Source organism: Telluria sp. LT1R51-2 (assembly GCF_059685775.1).
Window position 1 is genome coordinate 498547 of the sequence record NZ_JCASIM010000002.1, and the last position, 14639, is coordinate 513185.

General features: G+C 63.5%; 18 protein-coding genes. 8 read left to right on the plus strand and 10 right to left on the minus strand.

Annotation, left to right across the window (positions count from 1 at the left end; genetic code table 11):
* Positions 1 to 14: 14 nt before the first annotated feature.
* The 6 genes from gspH to gpmA all read right to left on the minus strand — a co-directional run bounded on the left by gspH (position 15) and on the right by gpmA (position 5666).
* On the minus strand, positions 15 to 491 hold the full coding sequence (gene gspH, locus AC56LH_RS20405) for a type II secretion system minor pseudopilin GspH (protein WP_370660596.1): 477 nt from the start codon (positions 489 to 491) through the stop codon (positions 15 to 17).
* 9 nt (positions 492 to 500) lie between these two features.
* Positions 501 to 956: a type II secretion system major pseudopilin GspG gene (gene gspG, locus AC56LH_RS20410; protein WP_183554567.1), complete on the minus strand. Its 456-nt coding sequence runs from the start codon at positions 954 to 956 to the stop codon at positions 501 to 503.
* 140 nt (positions 957 to 1096) lie between these two features.
* Complete coding sequence (locus AC56LH_RS20415) at positions 1097 to 1873, minus strand: HesA/MoeB/ThiF family protein (RefSeq protein WP_499649181.1); 777 nt, start codon at positions 1871 to 1873, stop codon at positions 1097 to 1099.
* 39 nt (positions 1874 to 1912) lie between these two features.
* Positions 1913 to 3391 carry a S41 family peptidase gene (locus AC56LH_RS20420; RefSeq protein ID WP_499649183.1) on the minus strand — a complete coding sequence of 493 codons (1479 nt, stop codon included), beginning with the start codon at positions 3389 to 3391 and terminating at the stop codon, positions 1913 to 1915.
* A gap of 18 nt (positions 3392 to 3409) precedes the next feature.
* Positions 3410 to 4900, minus strand: a complete 1491-nt coding sequence (locus tag AC56LH_RS20425) for a murein hydrolase activator EnvC family protein (RefSeq protein ID WP_499649811.1) — start codon at positions 4898 to 4900, stop codon at positions 3410 to 3412.
* A 19-nt stretch (positions 4901 to 4919) separates the two neighbouring features.
* Complete coding sequence (gpmA, locus tag AC56LH_RS20430) at positions 4920 to 5666, minus strand: 2,3-diphosphoglycerate-dependent phosphoglycerate mutase (RefSeq protein ID WP_499649185.1); 747 nt, start codon at positions 5664 to 5666, stop codon at positions 4920 to 4922.
* 89 nt (positions 5667 to 5755) lie between these two features.
* On the opposite strand from gpmA, the gene AC56LH_RS20435 reads away from it, so the two are divergent.
* From AC56LH_RS20435 to AC56LH_RS20455, 5 genes are all read left to right on the plus strand, one after another.
* On the plus strand, positions 5756 to 6157 hold the full coding sequence (locus AC56LH_RS20435) for a rhodanese-like domain-containing protein (protein ID WP_183554575.1): 402 nt from the start codon (positions 5756 to 5758) through the stop codon (positions 6155 to 6157).
* Positions 6158 to 6197: 40 nt separating this feature from the next.
* Positions 6198 to 6461: a glutaredoxin 3 gene (gene grxC / locus AC56LH_RS20440; RefSeq protein WP_183554577.1), complete on the plus strand. Its 264-nt coding sequence runs from the start codon at positions 6198 to 6200 to the stop codon at positions 6459 to 6461.
* A gap of 170 nt (positions 6462 to 6631) precedes the next feature.
* Complete coding sequence (secB, locus tag AC56LH_RS20445; RefSeq protein WP_183554579.1) at positions 6632 to 7090, plus strand: protein-export chaperone SecB; 459 nt, start codon at positions 6632 to 6634, stop codon at positions 7088 to 7090.
* Positions 7091 to 7178: 88 nt separating this feature from the next.
* Entirely contained in the window at positions 7179 to 7640 is a 462-nt protein-coding gene (locus tag AC56LH_RS20450; RefSeq protein WP_499649187.1) for an SH3 domain-containing protein, read from the plus strand.
* Positions 7641 to 7657: 17 nt separating this feature from the next.
* Positions 7658 to 8686: an NAD(P)H-dependent glycerol-3-phosphate dehydrogenase gene (locus AC56LH_RS20455; RefSeq protein ID WP_499649189.1), complete on the plus strand. Its 1029-nt coding sequence runs from the start codon at positions 7658 to 7660 to the stop codon at positions 8684 to 8686.
* A 117-nt stretch (positions 8687 to 8803) separates the two neighbouring features.
* On the opposite strand, the gene AC56LH_RS20460 is transcribed toward AC56LH_RS20455, so the two are convergent.
* The 4 genes from AC56LH_RS20460 to mscL are packed head-to-tail and all read right to left on the minus strand — an operon-like array spanning position 8804 to position 11493.
* On the minus strand, positions 8804 to 9145 hold the full coding sequence (locus AC56LH_RS20460; RefSeq protein ID WP_499649191.1) for a cupin domain-containing protein: 342 nt from the start codon (positions 9143 to 9145) through the stop codon (positions 8804 to 8806).
* 11 nt (positions 9146 to 9156) lie between these two features.
* On the minus strand, positions 9157 to 9843 hold the full coding sequence (locus AC56LH_RS20465) for a DUF2461 domain-containing protein (protein WP_183554585.1): 687 nt from the start codon (positions 9841 to 9843) through the stop codon (positions 9157 to 9159).
* A gap of 28 nt (positions 9844 to 9871) precedes the next feature.
* Positions 9872 to 11041 carry a Do family serine endopeptidase gene (locus tag AC56LH_RS20470; protein WP_499649193.1) on the minus strand — a complete coding sequence of 390 codons (1170 nt, stop codon included), beginning with the start codon at positions 11039 to 11041 and terminating at the stop codon, positions 9872 to 9874.
* A gap of 38 nt (positions 11042 to 11079) precedes the next feature.
* The gene (mscL, locus tag AC56LH_RS20475) at positions 11080 to 11493 is read right to left on the minus strand and encodes a large conductance mechanosensitive channel protein MscL (protein WP_183554587.1); all 414 of its coding nucleotides are present in this window, start codon (positions 11491 to 11493) and stop codon (positions 11080 to 11082) included.
* A 224-nt stretch (positions 11494 to 11717) separates the two neighbouring features.
* Between mscL and petA the strand changes: the two genes are divergently transcribed.
* From petA to AC56LH_RS20490, 3 genes are read left to right on the plus strand one after another with little or no spacing between them, the layout of a single operon-like run.
* On the plus strand, positions 11718 to 12332 hold the full coding sequence (gene petA, locus AC56LH_RS20480) for a ubiquinol-cytochrome c reductase iron-sulfur subunit (RefSeq protein WP_183554589.1): 615 nt from the start codon (positions 11718 to 11720) through the stop codon (positions 12330 to 12332).
* A 2-nt stretch (positions 12333 to 12334) separates the two neighbouring features.
* Positions 12335 to 13747, plus strand: a complete 1413-nt coding sequence (locus tag AC56LH_RS20485) for a cytochrome b (RefSeq protein WP_499649195.1) — start codon at positions 12335 to 12337, stop codon at positions 13745 to 13747.
* Between the two features lie 30 nt (positions 13748 to 13777).
* Positions 13778 to 14542 carry a cytochrome c1 gene (locus AC56LH_RS20490; RefSeq protein WP_499649197.1) on the plus strand — a complete coding sequence of 255 codons (765 nt, stop codon included), beginning with the start codon at positions 13778 to 13780 and terminating at the stop codon, positions 14540 to 14542.
* The last annotated feature ends 97 nt before the right edge of the window (positions 14543 to 14639 follow it).

The following is a 14639-nucleotide window of genomic DNA, read 5'->3' on the forward strand; positions in this document are numbered from 1 at the left end:
GGTGGCGGGAGACGTCATTCGACAGTGAAGTGGCCGACGCCGTCGGCGCGGATCGCGACCGTGTTGCCGCCCTTGGCCATCGTCAGCACGAACGGCCGGTCGACCGGCTCGCGCCCGAACGTGATGCGCAGCATGTCGGGGTTGCCGGTGCCGGTCGGTTCCAGAATCAATTGGAGTGGTGAATTCTTGAATTCCCGCTCGCGTAGCAGGTCGTCGCGGGTGACCGGCTCCCAGCCGGCGTCGCCGCGCACCATGAAGCGGTAGCGGTCGCCATTGGCTTCGAAAGCGACCAGGCGGTTACGCACGATCGCTTCATCGCGCGCCAGTTGCAGCAGCAGCGCCAGGCGCTGCGCTTCTTTATCGAGATCCTGGCGCGGACTCGGGATGGCGTTGAGCGTGGCCATGCCCAGCGTGAGGCCGATGATGACCATCACGACCAGCAGCTCCACCAGGGTGAAGCCGCGTGTGCGCGCTGTGCGCATGGCCGGCATGGAGATAACTTAGTCCCAGGAACCGACGTCAGTGTCTTCGCCAGTACCGCCCGGCTGCCCGTCGGCGCCGTACGAGAACACGTCGACTTCGCCCTTGACGCCTGGCGACAGGTATTGGTAAGCGTTACCCCATGGGTCTTTCGGCAGCTTCTCGATGTAACCGCCCTCTTTCCAGCCATTGGCCGACGGGCCCGAGGTCGGCTTGGTGGTCAGTGCGACCAGGCCCTGCTCGGTGGTCGGGTAGCGCTGGTTATCGAGCTTGTAGAGCTTGAGCGCCTGCATCATCGTGGCGATGTCGACCTTGGCAGCCGTGACGCGCGATTCGCCGGTGCGGCCCAGCAGCTTGGGCACGACCAGCGCGCCAAGAATGCCGATGATGACCACGACAACCATGATCTCGACCAGGGTAAAACCGCGTGCACGACCTGTGCTGCGCGTGTTGCGCTGAGTACGTTGAAAATTCATAAGCTCTGTGTGATGACAAGGGAATCGATGGAACCGGCACAGTATAAGCCCGAAATATGACAAGCGTACCTGCGAAAAGTATGCAATTGTATGTCACGTTCATCTACACACCTCGTTTCACCGCCCCCGTTAAGACACCACTAATCAACAGTGTTGCCGCTCTCACCATGGCGCACCGCACATACGGGACACGCCGGGTTGCGCGCCACGCCGATGGCGGTCCATTCCATGTACTTGCCGTCGAGCATCAAGAGACGACCCACCAGCGGTTCGCCGATGGCAATGATGAGTTTCATCGCCTCGGCAGCCTGGACTGCGCCGACGACCCCGACCAGCGGCGCGAACACGCCCATGGTGCTGCACGCCACATCCTCGAAGCCAGTGTCTTCGGGGAACAGGCAGGCGTAGCACGGCGCGGCCGGCTGGCGCGCGTCGAACACGGCCAGCTGGCCGTCGAAGCGGATCACGGCGCCCGACACGAGCGGCGTGCCGGCCGCCACGCAAGCGCGGTTGACGGCGTGGCGGGTGGCGAAGTTGTCGCTGCAATCGAGTACGACCGTGGCAGCGCGCGCCAGTTCCAGCAGCCGCTCGGGACCGGCGCGTTCGCGCAGGGCGGTGACCTCGATCTCGGGATTGATGGCCAGCAGTGCGGCGCGGCCGGACTCGACTTTCGGCTCACCGATGCGCCCGGTCGTGTGCATGACCTGGCGCTGCAGGTTGGTCAGGTCGACGGTGTCGTCATCGACCAGCGTGATGTGGCCGATGCCGCCGGAGGCCAGGTACAGCGCCGCGGGCGAACCCAGGCCACCGGCGCCGATGATGACGACGTGCGCGTCCAGCAGGCGTTGCTGGCCTTCGATGCCGATGTCGTCGAGCAGGATGTGGCGCGAGTAGCGCAGGAGTTGGTTGTCGTTCATGGGGAAAGCGTGGTGGGGGACGTTATCCCCCACCAGACGTTACTTTTTGGCTGGCGCATGCAGCTCGGGCGGTTTGTTCTCCGCGCCCGGCAATGGCGCCGGCGCCGGTTTTTCTTCGACTGGTTCGCCCTTGGCCAGCATCACCTTCACACCCTTGAAGTGATTGATGGCCTGGGCCAGCTGGAAATCGTCCTTGCTGCCGAACTCGAGCGGCTTGCGGTCTTTCAGCAGCGCCAGCGCGCGTTGTTGCTGGGCCAGGCTTGCCGCCTGGTCCTTGCCAGCGGCCGCAGGCTGCTCGCCCTCGGCCACCAGATGCCGCTGCAGATCCGATTCGCGCACGCGCAGCGCATTGAGCAGGTCGCCGTCCGCCGTTTCGTCCACCCGCAGATCGGGCTGCACGCCGGTGGCCTGGATCGGTCGCCCTTTCGGCGTGTAATAGCGCGCTGTGGTCAGCTTGATCGCCGTGTCGGGCGACAACTGGCGCAGCGTCTGCACCGAGCCCTTGCCGAACGTGCGGCTGCCCATCACGATCGCGCGCTGGTAATCCTGCAGCGCACCGGCGACGATTTCCGAGGCCGATGCCGAGCCGCCATTGACCAGCACCACCATCGGCACAGTCTTGAGCCCGGCCGGCAACCCGGCCAGCGGATCGCCGCGCTGCGCATAGAATTCGCGCCGGCCATAGAACGACTGGTTCGAATCGGGCAATTGCCCTTTGGTGCTGACGATGACCTGATCGGCCTTGGGCAGGAACGCCGCCGTGACGCCGATGGCGCCCGGCAGCAGGCCACCCGGGTCGTTGCGCAGGTCGAGCACGAGGCCCTTGATATCGGGTTGTTCGGCGTACAGTTCTTTGGTTTTTTTGGCCAGCTCGTCGAGGGTGTTTTCCTGGAACTGGCTGATGCGCAGCCACGCATAGCCGGGTTCGATCACCTTGGCCTTGACGCTGACGACCGTGATTTCGCGGCGGTCCAGCGGCACGACCCACGGCTTGTCGTCGCCAGGCCGCGCAATCGTCAAGGTAACCTTGCTGCCGACCTTGCCGCGCATGCGCTTGATGGCGTCGTCGGACGACATATTGCGCACCGGGACATTGTCGATCCGGGTGATCAGGTCGCCCGACTTGATGCCGGCCCTGAACGCGGGCGTGTCCTCGATCGGCGAGACGACCTTGATATAGCCGTCTTCATTCGAGATTTCAACGCCCACGCCCACGAACTTGCCCTGCACCGATTCGCGCATGTCGCGAAACGCTTTCTGGTCGAGGTACACGGAGTGCGGGTCAAGCGACGCCACCATGCCGCCGATGGCTTCGGTGAGCAATTTCCTGTCTTCGACTGGCTCAACGTAGTCGGTCTTGATCAGGCCATACACGTCGGCCAGCTGGCGCAGCTCGTCCAGTGGCAGCGACGTGGCCGTGCCGGTTTTTTGTGCATAGGCGGACAACTGAAACGAGGCCGCCACACCCAATACCATGCCCACGCCGACCAGCCCGAACCCCTTTGCTTTCATGCCCATGTGTACCCTGTGGTGACCTTAGAACCGGACCCAGCCTGCCGGGTCGAACGCCTTGCCGTTACGCCTGAGCTCAAAGTATAGCCCCGATTCTTCGTTGCCACCGGTGTTGCCGGCACTGGCCACCGCTTCGCCTGCGCGCACGGTATCCCCGGGGCGTTTGAGTAGCGCCTGGTTGTAGCCATAGATCGACAGGTACTCGCCGCCATGGTCGATGATGATCAGGTTGCCAAAGCCGCGCATCCAGTCGGCGTGCACGACGCGGCCCGGGGCCACGGCGCGCACTTCGGTACCTTCGGGCGCCTTGAAGAAGGTGCCTTTCCAGTTCGGACCGTCGCCGCGGCGGGTGCCGAAGCGGGCCACGACGCTGCCATTGATGGGGCTGTTCATGCGGCCCTTGAGCGCCGTGAACGAGCCGGACGGCGCCGCCGGACTCAGCGCAACCTCGGGCGCCGGCGCCGGTTCGGGCCGGGTTGGCGCTGGCCGCGGCTGTTCAGCCACGACCGGGGCTTCCTTGACCGGCGCGGGGAGCGGCGCCGGCATCGGTTCGGGTTTGACGCCCGGTTTGGCGTTCGCATTCTGGCGCGCGATGCGTTCACGCTCACGTTCGCGCTCGGCGCGCCGATCGGCCGCCGCCTTGGCGCGCGCCTGCGCGAGCAGACGGGCTTTTTCATCGGCCTCGGCCTTGGCTTTGGCCTTGGCGGCAGCCGCTGCTGCAGCCGCCACCTGACGCTTGCGCTCGGCTTCGGCCTGTTCACGGATCAGGCGCGCCAGCCGGTCGACGAGGCCGGACATGCGCTCTTCGTCGCCCTTCAGGCGGTCGGCCTGCTTGCGCTGGTCGGCCAGCTTGCTCGACAGCGTGCCCAGCAGCGCCGCACGGCGTGCCTTTTCCTTCTCGAGCATGGCTTTCTGGTCGAGTTGTTCCTGGGCGATTTCTTCCAGCTCTTGCTGGGCATTTTCAACCTTGTCGCGGTTGACTTCGACCTGCGCCAGGTTGTTGCGCACCGAGCCCAGCAGGCGCGCCTGGGCCTGCGACACGTACGCCATCAGTTGCAGGTCGCGGCTGATGCGGTTCGGATTGTCGCCCGACAGCAGCAGCTTGATGCGGTCTTCGTTGCCAGCCACATAGTGCTCGCGCAGCAGCCTGGCCAGCTGCTGTTGCTGGGCGCCGATGGTCTGCGCCAGCTGGGCTTGCTGATTTGCCAGCGCTTGCAGCCGGGTTGCCGTCGTATCCTGTTCCTCGGCCAGATCGCGCAGCGCGCGGTTGGCGTCGGAAATGGCAGCCTCGGACTCGGCCAGCGTGTCGGCCGCGTCTTCCTTGGCGCTTTCAGTCTGGTTGATGTCGCGCTTGATGGCTGCCAGCTGTTGCTGGATGCCGGCGCGCTGCTTCTCGGCCACCGCTTTCTGGCGGCTGCGCTCGGTCTGGCGCTGCGCCCACGCGTCCGACGCGAACGCGCCGGACAGCGCGACCGCCAGCAGTGTGCACAACAGCTTGCTGCCGGCGTCCTTCATGGTTGGCAAACGCAAAAGATTACTTCGCCTTCCCTTGGTTTGCGACAGCGGCCATGGCAGCGGCAATCGCCGCCTGGTCACCCAGGTAGTAGTGCTTGATCGGCTTGAGGTCGGCGTCGAGTTCATACACGAGCGGCTGGCCGTTCGGGATGTTCAGGCCCACGATGTCGGCGTCGCTGATGTTGTCGAGCATCTTGATGATGGCGCGCAGGCTGTTGCCGTGGGCCGAAATCAGGATGTTCTTGCCGGCGCGGATCGCCGGGGCGATTTCGTCGTTCCAGGCCGGCATCACGCGTGCCACGGTGTCTTTCAGGCATTCGGTCAGCGGAATCTGGCTCTCGTCCAGGCTGGCGTAGCGCGGGTCGCCGAACGACGTGCGCGCATCGTCTTTCTCGAGCGCCGGCGGCGGCGTGTCGTAGCTGCGACGCCAGACCAGCACCTGCTCGTCGCCGAACTTGGCGGCGGTCTCGCCCTTGTCGAGACCCTGCAGCGCGCCGTAGTGGCGCTCGTTCAGGCGCCAGTCGTTCTTGACCGGCAGGTACATCGCATCCATCTCGTCCAGTGCCAGCCACAGCGTGCGGATCGCGCGCTTGAGCACCGAGGTATACGTGAGATCGAAGGTGAAACCGGCTTCCTTGAGCGCGCGGCCAGCGGCCTTTGCTTCGGCCACACCCTTGGCAGTCAGGTCGACGTCGACCCAGCCGGTGAAGCGGTTTTCCAGGTTCCAGGTGGATTCGCCGTGGCGCATGAATACGATTTTGTACATGAAAGCTCTTTTCGCAAAATTTCTGGTTGATGTCCGGTCCAGCATCTATTTTATAATGCCCCGATTCAGTTCAACCAATCGGAACCCTTGTGAAATTCATTATCGATAACATTTTCCTCGTAGCGATCGCCGTTCTCGCTGGCGGCGCGCTGTTGTGGCCAGCCCTGGCGCCGCGCGGAAAACGCGCATCGCCACTGCAGCTGACGCAGATGATCAACCGCGGAAAGACCACGATCGTCGACGTGCGCAGCAGCGAAGAATTCGCCGCCGGTCACCTGCGCGACGCGAAACACATCCCGCTGGCAGACTTGGGTGCTCGCATTGGCGAACTGGACAAGTCGAAAAACCGGACTGTCGTCATGGTCTGCCAGACTGGCGCACGCAGCGACAAGGCGGCGCGCCAGTTGCAGGCAGCCGGTTTCGAGGACGTCCACAGCCTGGAAGGCGGCCTGGCGGCCTGGAAGGCTGCAGGCTTGCCGCTCACCAAATAAACCGCCCATCGAATCGATCGGGCACACGAAAGGATTCATCATGGCAGCTCACGTCGTTTTGTACCACACCGCATCTTGCCCTTACTGCGTCCGCGCCGAGCGCCTGCTCGAAGCCAAGGGTGTCACCGAGATCGAAGGCATCCGTGTCGACCTGGATCCCGAGCAGCGCCAGGTCATGATGCAGCGCACCGGTCGCCGCACGGTTCCACAGATCTATATTGGCGATACCCACGTCGGCGGCTTCGACGAACTGTATGCGCTGGACCAGGCAGGCCGCCTGGACCCGCTGCTCAAGGGCGAGTAAGCTGTAGGCGCACTGCGTAGCGCGGCCGTCGGCGGCAAGACTGCTATTGCAAGCAAGTTGATTTTGCTACAATTGCCGTCGTGTTCGATCCGACGGCCCGTTCACGACGTCGCGCTCGACCAGGCAACCGGAGTGGCCCGCCACTTCCCACTATTATTAGAAAGCGTTCCATGTCCGACGAAACTCTGCAACCAGTATTCCAAATCCAACGCGTCTACCTGAAAGACATGTCGCTGGAGCAACCGAACTCGCCATCGATCTTCCTGGAGCAAGAAGCGCCAGCGATCGAAGTGTCGCTCGACGTGGGTGCTGAAAGCATCGCCGAAGGCATCTACGAGTCGACCGTGACGATCACCGTCACCGCCAAGGTCAAGGACAAGGTTGCGTTCCTGGTCGAAGGCAAGCAGGCTGGCATCTTCGAAGCCCGTAACATCCCGGCTGACCAGATGGATCCACTGCTGGGCATCGGCTGCCCGAACATCATCTACCCATACCTGCGCGCGAACATTGCTGACGTGATCAGCCGTGCTGGCTTCCCGCCAGTGCATCTGGCCGAGATCAACTTCGAAGCCTTCTACCAGCAGCGCGCCCAGGCCATGGCCGAAGCCGCAGCAGCGCCGTCGAACTAAGCAGCAGTCGTACCCGACGAACGCGGCATCACGCCGCGTTCGTGCCAACTGTCCGGCGTCCCGGTTTCACCCACCATCCAGGCCCGCCATGTTCTCCGCACGCCGTCTTGCCGGCTTCCCGTTGATTGCCTCATGCGCCGCATTGCTGGTCGCCCCGAGCGCGTTCGCATTCGATTTCAAAACCGTTGGCACTACCCCCGCGATCCTGTACGCGACACCATCGGCCAAAGGCAACAAACTCTATATCGCGCCACCCGGCATGCCGCTGCAGATCCTGCTCACCTATGGCGACTGGGTCAAGGTACGCGACATGAACGGCGACACGGCCTGGACCCAGGCCAGGGGCCTCAATGCGCAGCGCAATGTGCTGGTCAGCACACCTGGCGCACGCGTGCATGCCAATCCCGATGAACGCTCGGCCGTCCTGATGACGGCCGACAAAGGTGTCGTGCTGGTACTGCGCGATCCGGCTGCCGTCGTCTGGGCGCGCGTGGTCCACCGCGACGGCATCGATGGCTACATCAAGGTCTCGGATGTCTGGGGCCTGTAATCCTCTGCAGGAGTTCCATGCAACAGAATAAGCTCACCAAAATTACTGTCCTGGGCGCCGGCGCCTGGGGCACTGCCGTGGCCATCGCCCTGGCGGCGCGCCACGACGTGCTGCTGTGGGGCCGCAATACCCAGCAGATGCAAGAGATCGAGGCCGCGCGCGACAACCGCGCCTACCTGCCGGGCCATCCGCTGCCGGCATCGCTGCGTGTGAGCGCCGACTTCGACGCGGCGCTGGCCCACGTCGCCACGAGCGCGCCGGACGAGACGCCACTCTTGATTCTGGCCTGCCCGGTGGCCGGCCTGCGCCCCCTGCTCGAACAATTGCGCGGCCGCTCGATTCCGAACGTCGTCTGGCTGTGCAAAGGTTTTGAGGCTGGCACCTCCCTGCTGCCACACCAGGTGGTCGCGCAGGTGCTGGGTGACGCCGTGCCGGGCGCAGCGCTGTCCGGCCCGTCGTTCGCCCAGGAAGTGGCACGCGGCCTGCCATGCGCGCTGACCGTGGCGTCGAGCTCGCGCGCCTTGCGCGACCGCGTCGTCGCGCTCGCGCATGGCGACAAGCTGCGCGTGTATTCTTGCGACGATCTGGTCGGCGTGGAAGTCGGCGGCGCCGTCAAGAACGTGATGGCCATTGCCACCGGCACATCGGACGGTCTGGGCCTGGGGTTGAATGCCCGCGCCGCGCTGATCACACGCGGCCTGGCCGAAATCACGCGCCTGGGCCTGGCGCTGGGCGCGCAGCCGGGCACGTTCATGGGCCTGAGTGGCATGGGCGACCTGATCCTGACGTGTACGGGCGATCTGTCGCGCAACCGGCGCGTGGGCCTGGCGCTGGCCGAAGGCAAGGCGCTGGCGACCATCGTGTCCGAGCTGGGGCATGTAGCTGAGGGCGTGCCGTGTGCCAAGGCAGTGCGCGAGCTGGCGCACAAGCTGGGCGTGGACATGCCGATCACCGAGGCGGTGGCGGGCGTGCTGTTCGATGGGGTCGATGCGGCGCGGACGGCGGCGGGCTTGCTGGCGCGCGATCCGCGGATTGAAGTGGCGTAAACGTGGCGTGGCGTGGCGTGGCGTGGCGCGCCGGATGATCTCGCCGCCAACCATCACCGCGTGGACGGCGTGGCCGGCTCGGCGCCCCCATCCACCCTACGCATCAGGCAATTTGTTTCAGGCAGCTTGCTGCGGCCCGATCAGAATGGTCATCAAGGCCACCGCGTCCTTCACGGCGCGCACCGTGTGCGGCACACCGCCATTCAGATACACCATCTCGTTCGGCAGCAGCGACGTCGTCGTACCGTGCGCATCGACGGCAATTTCGCCTTCCAGGCACAGCACCGTCACTTCGCCATCGACCCGGTGTTCGGGAATCGGGCGTTCCACCGGCAGTACCAGCCGGATCAGTTCCATATGCTCGGTCTTGACCAGGGCCACCGAGGTGAAATGGGCGATATCGTTATCGCCGCGTTGCAATGCGATTTTCTCGCCGGATGTAGCGTGATGCAAGGCCATGTCGCCCTCCTCTATTCGTCGTGTTGTTCTGGAACGCTGCGCAGCCAGGTGACCAGCGCAAATGCGTCCTTGAATCCCTGCGCCAGCTGCGGCACCAGTTTTTCCGGCGCGTTCAGCGCCAGATCGACTTCGGTCCACACGAAGAAGCTTTTCAGCTTCAGGTACTCGACATGCGGATGATCCGCATCGAAACCCTTTGGTGGACGCTGCAACTTGTCCTCGTCCAGAAGGTCACCATAGGTGGCGCGGAGATGCTTATTCTTCAACATTTTGCCAAAACCCGTCGCATCGTTGACCACGTGCTCGCGAATGGCCTTCAGGCGCGGCGGTGGCGGCAGGTATTCGCCGACGCCAAAACCGAGCTTGCCGTTGGCATCGATCTGAAAATAATAGGTCGAGCCACCGCCTGCACTGGGCCGGCGCTTGTCGTTCGGCGTGATGCCGGCCGAAAAACGCGTCTTGTACGGCGTCTTGTTCTTTGAAAAGCGGATGTCGCGGTTGATGCGGAACATCGCCTTCTTCGGGTTGCAGGCCGCAACCTGCTTGTCGAAGGCCGTGATGGCCCGGATCAGTTCGGTGACAACCTCCTGGAATTCTTCGCGCAGGATATCGTAGCGCGGCTTGTTCATGATGAACCAGGGGCGGTTATTGCTCTCGGTCAGTTCGTTCAGGTATTGCGTCAGGTCGCGCAGGTGCATGTGGGTCCGAAAATAAAATTCAAGAAGTTCAGGGCGTCTGGCGTGGACGCCGCCCGATCTTGACGACGATCGCTGTTTCGCGCCCCTGGCGCACGATCGTCATCGGAACGGATGCGCCCGGCTCGAGCTGGGCCACCAGCTTGAGCATCTCGCTCGTATCAGCCACTTTTTTACCAGCAACTGCCACCAGGATGTCGCCCGGCTGAATCCCGGCGCGCTCGGCCGGTCCGCCGCGCACCACGCCGGCAATCATGGCGCCGCTGCGTTTGGCCAAGCCAAAGCTGTCAGCCATCTCGGGCGTGATGTCCTGCGACTCGATACCGATCCAGCCGCGCACCACCTGCCCGTTCTTGACGATGGCGTCCAGTACGCTTTTGGCGGTGGATACGGGAATGGCAAACCCGATGCCCACCGAGCCGCCGGTCTGCGAATAGATCGCCGAATTGATGCCCAGCAGGTGGCCATTGGTATCGACCAGCGCCCCGCCCGAGTTGCCGAAGTTGATCGCGGCATCGGTCTGGATGAAATTCTCGACGTGGTTGATGTGCAGGTTGTTGCGGCCCAGTGCCGAGATGATGCCCATCGTGACGGTCTGGCCGACGCCGAACGGGTTGCCGATGGCCAGCACGACGTCGCCCACGCGCGCCTGCTCCGGGTCGCCCAGCACCATCACCGGCAGGTTGCGCTCCTTGATGCGGATCACGGCCAGGTCAGTCTCCGGATCGGTGCCGACCAGCGTTGCCGCTGCCTTGCGGCCATCGGCCAGGCCTACCTCGATCGCATCGGCACCATCGATCACATGGAAATTGGTGACGATGTACCCGTCGCTGCTGACGATGACCCCCGAGCCGAGGCTGGCCAGTTGCTCGGCCTGCGGCGCGCGGTCGCCGCCGAAGAAGCGGCGAAACAGCGGGTCTTTTAGCAGCGGATGCGCTTCGCGCGACGCCTTGCTCGTGTAGATATTGACTACCGACGACATCGCCTTGGCGGCAGCGTCGCGGTAGCTGCCGGTGGCAGCGCGGGGCGGCGCCTGCAGCATCGGCACCGGTTTGCCGGGCGCGCCCACCTGCACCTGCTTCGGTGCCGGCGTCCATTCAAGCCAGGCCGGCCGCAACGCGGCCACGACAAACCAGATGGCCAGCGCCACCGTGACCGTTTGCGCAAACAGCAGCCATGAACGTACCCAGAAGCGCCGCAACGGATGCGGGGGCCTTATGTCGCGGACGATGTCATCTTTCACTTTTTGAGGGCGTCCCGGATCTCGCGCAGCAGCAGTACGTCTTCGGGCGTGGCGGCCGGTGTCGGTGCTTCGACGGGGCCGCGCAGGCGGTTCATCAGGCGCACCATCTGGAAGATGACAAATGCAAGAAGGATAAAGTTCAGCATGATCGTCAAGAAATTACCGTACGCCAGCACGGCACCCGCCTTTTGCGCCTCGGCAAGTGGTAGGTTATAGCCCTGGCCATTGAGGGGGATGTAATAATTGGCGAAATCAAGACCACCGAACATGGCGCCGATCGGCGGCATGATGACATCCTTGACCAGCGAATCGACGATGCGGCCAAAGGCCCCACCGATGATCACGCCGACGGCCAGGTCCATCACATTGCCGCGCATCGCAAACTTCTTGAATTCGTCCATCATTGCCATGATTAACCCCTCTCATTGTTGTTGAAATAAGTAATCGCATGATAACCGATGCCTCTCGGCGGCGGCGTCCAGCGGGGCGCCAGGATGGTGCAAAAGACCATTTTCGCAAGGCGTGTAGGCGAGACAATATTTTTTCTATAGGTGTTGCCGTTCACATATAATTTTGCAAGCTGGAAGCTCGGACTTAATTCTTATAATTCGTATATTCACGGAGTGGGGTTGGTATGAGTACTCAAAAGCAGGTCGATCCTGGTCGACGGGGCTTGCTGGTCGCGACATGCGCCGCAGGCGGCGTCGTCGGCGTGGCCACGGCGGGAGCCCTGGTCAGCACCTTCCAGCCATCCGAGCGCGCCAAGGCAGCAGGCGCGCCGGTTGAAGTCGATATCGGCGACGTCGCCCCTGGCGAAATGAAAGTCGTCGAATGGCGCGGCAAGCCGGTCTGGATCCTGCGCCGTACCCCCGCCATGATGGCCACGCTCGACAAAGACCAAGCCGAACTGGCCGACCCCGCCTCCGAAAAAATATTCCAGCTCGACATGCCGGAATACTGCAAGAATCCCCACCGCTCACGCGTCGAACACAAGGAAGTCCTGGTCACCGTGGGCATCTGCTCGCACCTTGGCTGTTCGCCCTCGTCGCGCCTGGCTGCCGGCCCGCAGCCGAACCTGCCCGACAACTGGCCCGGCGGCTTCCTGTGCCCGTGCCATGGCTCGACCTTCGATTTGTCCGCACGCGTGTTCAAGAACAAGCCGGCGCCGACGAATATGGACGTTCCCCCGTACATGTATCTCTCCGATAGCAGGATCGTGATCGGCAAAGACGAGAAAGGCGAGGCATAACCATGGGCGCGTTCAAGGAGACAAAGCTGCCCGCCGATGCACCGGCGGCCCAGAAGGCACTGGCCTGGGTCGACGACCGCTTTCCGGCCACCAAGCTGTGGAACGATCAGTGGGGCAAGTACCACGCGCCCAAGAATTTCAACGTCTGGTATCTGTTCGGCTCGCTCTCGGCCCTGGTCCTGGTGCTGCAGATCGTCACCGGCATTTTCCTCACGATGCACTACAAGCCCGACGCCGCGCTGGCCTTCGGCTCGGTGGAGTACATCATGCGCGAAGTGCCGTGGGGCTGGCTGGTGCGCTACATGCACTCGACCGGTGCCTCGGCCTTCTTCATCGTCGTCTACCTGCACATGGCACGCGGCCTCATGTACGGCTCGTACCGCAAGCCGCGCGAGCTGGTCTGGCTGTTCGGCTTCGGCATCTTTTTATGCCTGATGGCCGAGGCGTTCTTCGGCTACCTGCTGCCGTGGGGCCAGATGTCGTACTGGGGCGCCCAGGTGATCGTCAACCTGTTCGGCGCGATTCCCGTCATCGGCAGCGACCTGTCGCTGTGGATCCGCGGCGATTACGTGGTGTCGGACGCCACGCTGAACCGCTTCTTCGCGTTCCACGTGATCGCCCTGCCCCTGGTCATCATCGGCCTGGTAGTGGCCCACCTGACGGCGCTGCACGAAGTGGGTTCGAACAATCCGGACGGCATCGAAGTCAAGGACCACATCGGCCCGGACGGCTACCCGCTCGACACGATCCCGTCGCACCCGTACTACACCACCAAGGATCTGTTCGGCGTAAGCGTGTTCCTGCTGCTGTTCTCGGCGGTCGTGTTCTTCGCGCCCGAGATGGGCGGCTACTTCCTCGAGTACAACAACTTCCTGCCGGCCGACTCGATGAAGACCCCGTCGCACATCGCGCCGACCTGGTACTTCACGCCGTTCTATTCGGTGCTGCGCGCCACCACGGCCGACTTCATGTACGTGCTGATGGCAGCGGTCGCGGCCTACGTGGTGTTCATCTGGTTCAAGTCGCGCCTGGCCTTCGTGACCAAGGCGATCATTGCCGTGATCGGGCTGCTGGTGGTCATCGGCATGCTGCCGCAGGTGCTCGACGCCAAGTTCTGGGGCGTGGTGCTGTTCGGCTCGTCAGTGATGATCATCGCCGGCATGCCATGGCTGGACCACTCGCCGGCCCGCTCGCTGCGCTACCGTCCGGACTGGCACAAGTGGGTGTATGCGGTGTTTGCCGTGGTGTTCGTGACGCTGGGCTACCTGGGCACGCAATTGCCGACGGCCGCGTTCACGCTGATCTCGCAAGTGTGCACGCTGGCGTACTTCGGGTTCTTCCTCCTGATGCCGTGGTGGAGCACGATGGGCACCTTCAAGCCGGTGCCGACCCGTGTCACCTTCACCCCGCACTGACGCCTTCGGACCCGCGCACAAGGACATCCCATGACATTGCTTGTGAAAAAACTGATCGCCATCCTGGCCCTGGCGCCTGGCCTGGCATTCGCCGCCGAAGGCAGCTTCCCGCTCGACCGCGCCCCGGACCGCGCCGACCTGGCGTCGCTGCAGAACGGTGCCAAACTGTTCGTCAACCACTGCCTGAATTGCCACTCGGCAGCGTCGATGCGCTACAACCGCCTGCGCGACCTGGGCCTGACAGACGACCAGATCCGGCAAAATTTGTTGTTTTCTGCCGACAAGGTCGGCGACATGATGACCACGGCCATGCGCCCGAACGATGCCAAGGCGTGGTTCGGCGCCGTGCCGCCGGATTTGTCGGTGATCGCGCGCGCCAAGGCGTCGCCGGGCGGCTCGGGCGCCGACTACCTGTACACCTATCTGCGCACGTTCTACCAGGACGACACGCGCCCGACCGGCTGGAACAATATGGTGGTGCCGAATGTGGCGATGCCGCACGCGATGTGGCTGCAGCAGGGGATCCGCACGGCAAAGTTCACGGAGCAGCCCGATCCGCATGAAGCCGGCAAGATGGTCCACACCTTCGCCGGCTTCGAGCAAGTGAGCCCCGGCACCATGACCCAGCAGGAGTTCAACACCGCCACCGCCGACCTGGTCGCCTACATGGTCTGGATGGCCGAGCCGGCGCAGGCAACACGCAAGCGATTGGGGGCATTCGTGCTCTTGTTCCTGACGATTTTCGCCTTTTTGGCCTGGCGATTGAATGAATCGTACTGGAAAGAAGTGAAGTAATTCGCTTTCGTTGTCCGGTTGGCTATAATACGGGCAATCATTTCTCTGGGGTGAGTGCTCGGCGCTGCACCCCTTTGTTTCTTAAGGAACTATAAAC

Coding starts and splice junctions, on each gene's coding strand:
- gspH (WP_370660596.1), bottom strand. CDS start 491: ATGCCGGCCATGCGCACAGCGCGCACACGCGGCTTCACCCTGGTGGAG.
- gspG (WP_183554567.1), bottom strand. CDS start 956: ATGAATTTTCAACGTACTCAGCGCAACACGCGCAGCACAGGTCGTGCA.
- AC56LH_RS20415 (WP_499649181.1), bottom strand. CDS start 1,873: ATGAACGACAACCAACTCCTGCGCTACTCGCGCCACATCCTGCTCGAC.
- AC56LH_RS20420 (WP_499649183.1), bottom strand. CDS start 3,391: ATGGGCATGAAAGCAAAGGGGTTCGGGCTGGTCGGCGTGGGCATGGTA.
- AC56LH_RS20425 (WP_499649811.1), bottom strand. CDS start 4,900: ATGAAGGACGCCGGCAGCAAGCTGTTGTGCACACTGCTGGCGGTCGCG.
- gpmA (WP_499649185.1), bottom strand. CDS start 5,666: ATGTACAAAATCGTATTCATGCGCCACGGCGAATCCACCTGGAACCTG.
- grxC (WP_183554577.1), top strand. CDS start 6,198: ATGGCAGCTCACGTCGTTTTGTACCACACCGCATCTTGCCCTTACTGC.
- secB (WP_183554579.1), top strand. CDS start 6,632: ATGTCCGACGAAACTCTGCAACCAGTATTCCAAATCCAACGCGTCTAC.
- AC56LH_RS20450 (WP_499649187.1), top strand. CDS start 7,179: ATGTTCTCCGCACGCCGTCTTGCCGGCTTCCCGTTGATTGCCTCATGC.
- AC56LH_RS20455 (WP_499649189.1), top strand. CDS start 7,658: ATGCAACAGAATAAGCTCACCAAAATTACTGTCCTGGGCGCCGGCGCC.
- AC56LH_RS20460 (WP_499649191.1), bottom strand. CDS start 9,145: ATGGCCTTGCATCACGCTACATCCGGCGAGAAAATCGCATTGCAACGC.
- AC56LH_RS20465 (WP_183554585.1), bottom strand. CDS start 9,843: ATGCACCTGCGCGACCTGACGCAATACCTGAACGAACTGACCGAGAGC.
- mscL (WP_183554587.1), bottom strand. CDS start 11,493: ATGGCAATGATGGACGAATTCAAGAAGTTTGCGATGCGCGGCAATGTG.
- petA (WP_183554589.1), top strand. CDS start 11,718: ATGAGTACTCAAAAGCAGGTCGATCCTGGTCGACGGGGCTTGCTGGTC.
- AC56LH_RS20485 (WP_499649195.1), top strand. CDS start 12,335: ATGGGCGCGTTCAAGGAGACAAAGCTGCCCGCCGATGCACCGGCGGCC.
- AC56LH_RS20490 (WP_499649197.1), top strand. CDS start 13,778: ATGACATTGCTTGTGAAAAAACTGATCGCCATCCTGGCCCTGGCGCCT.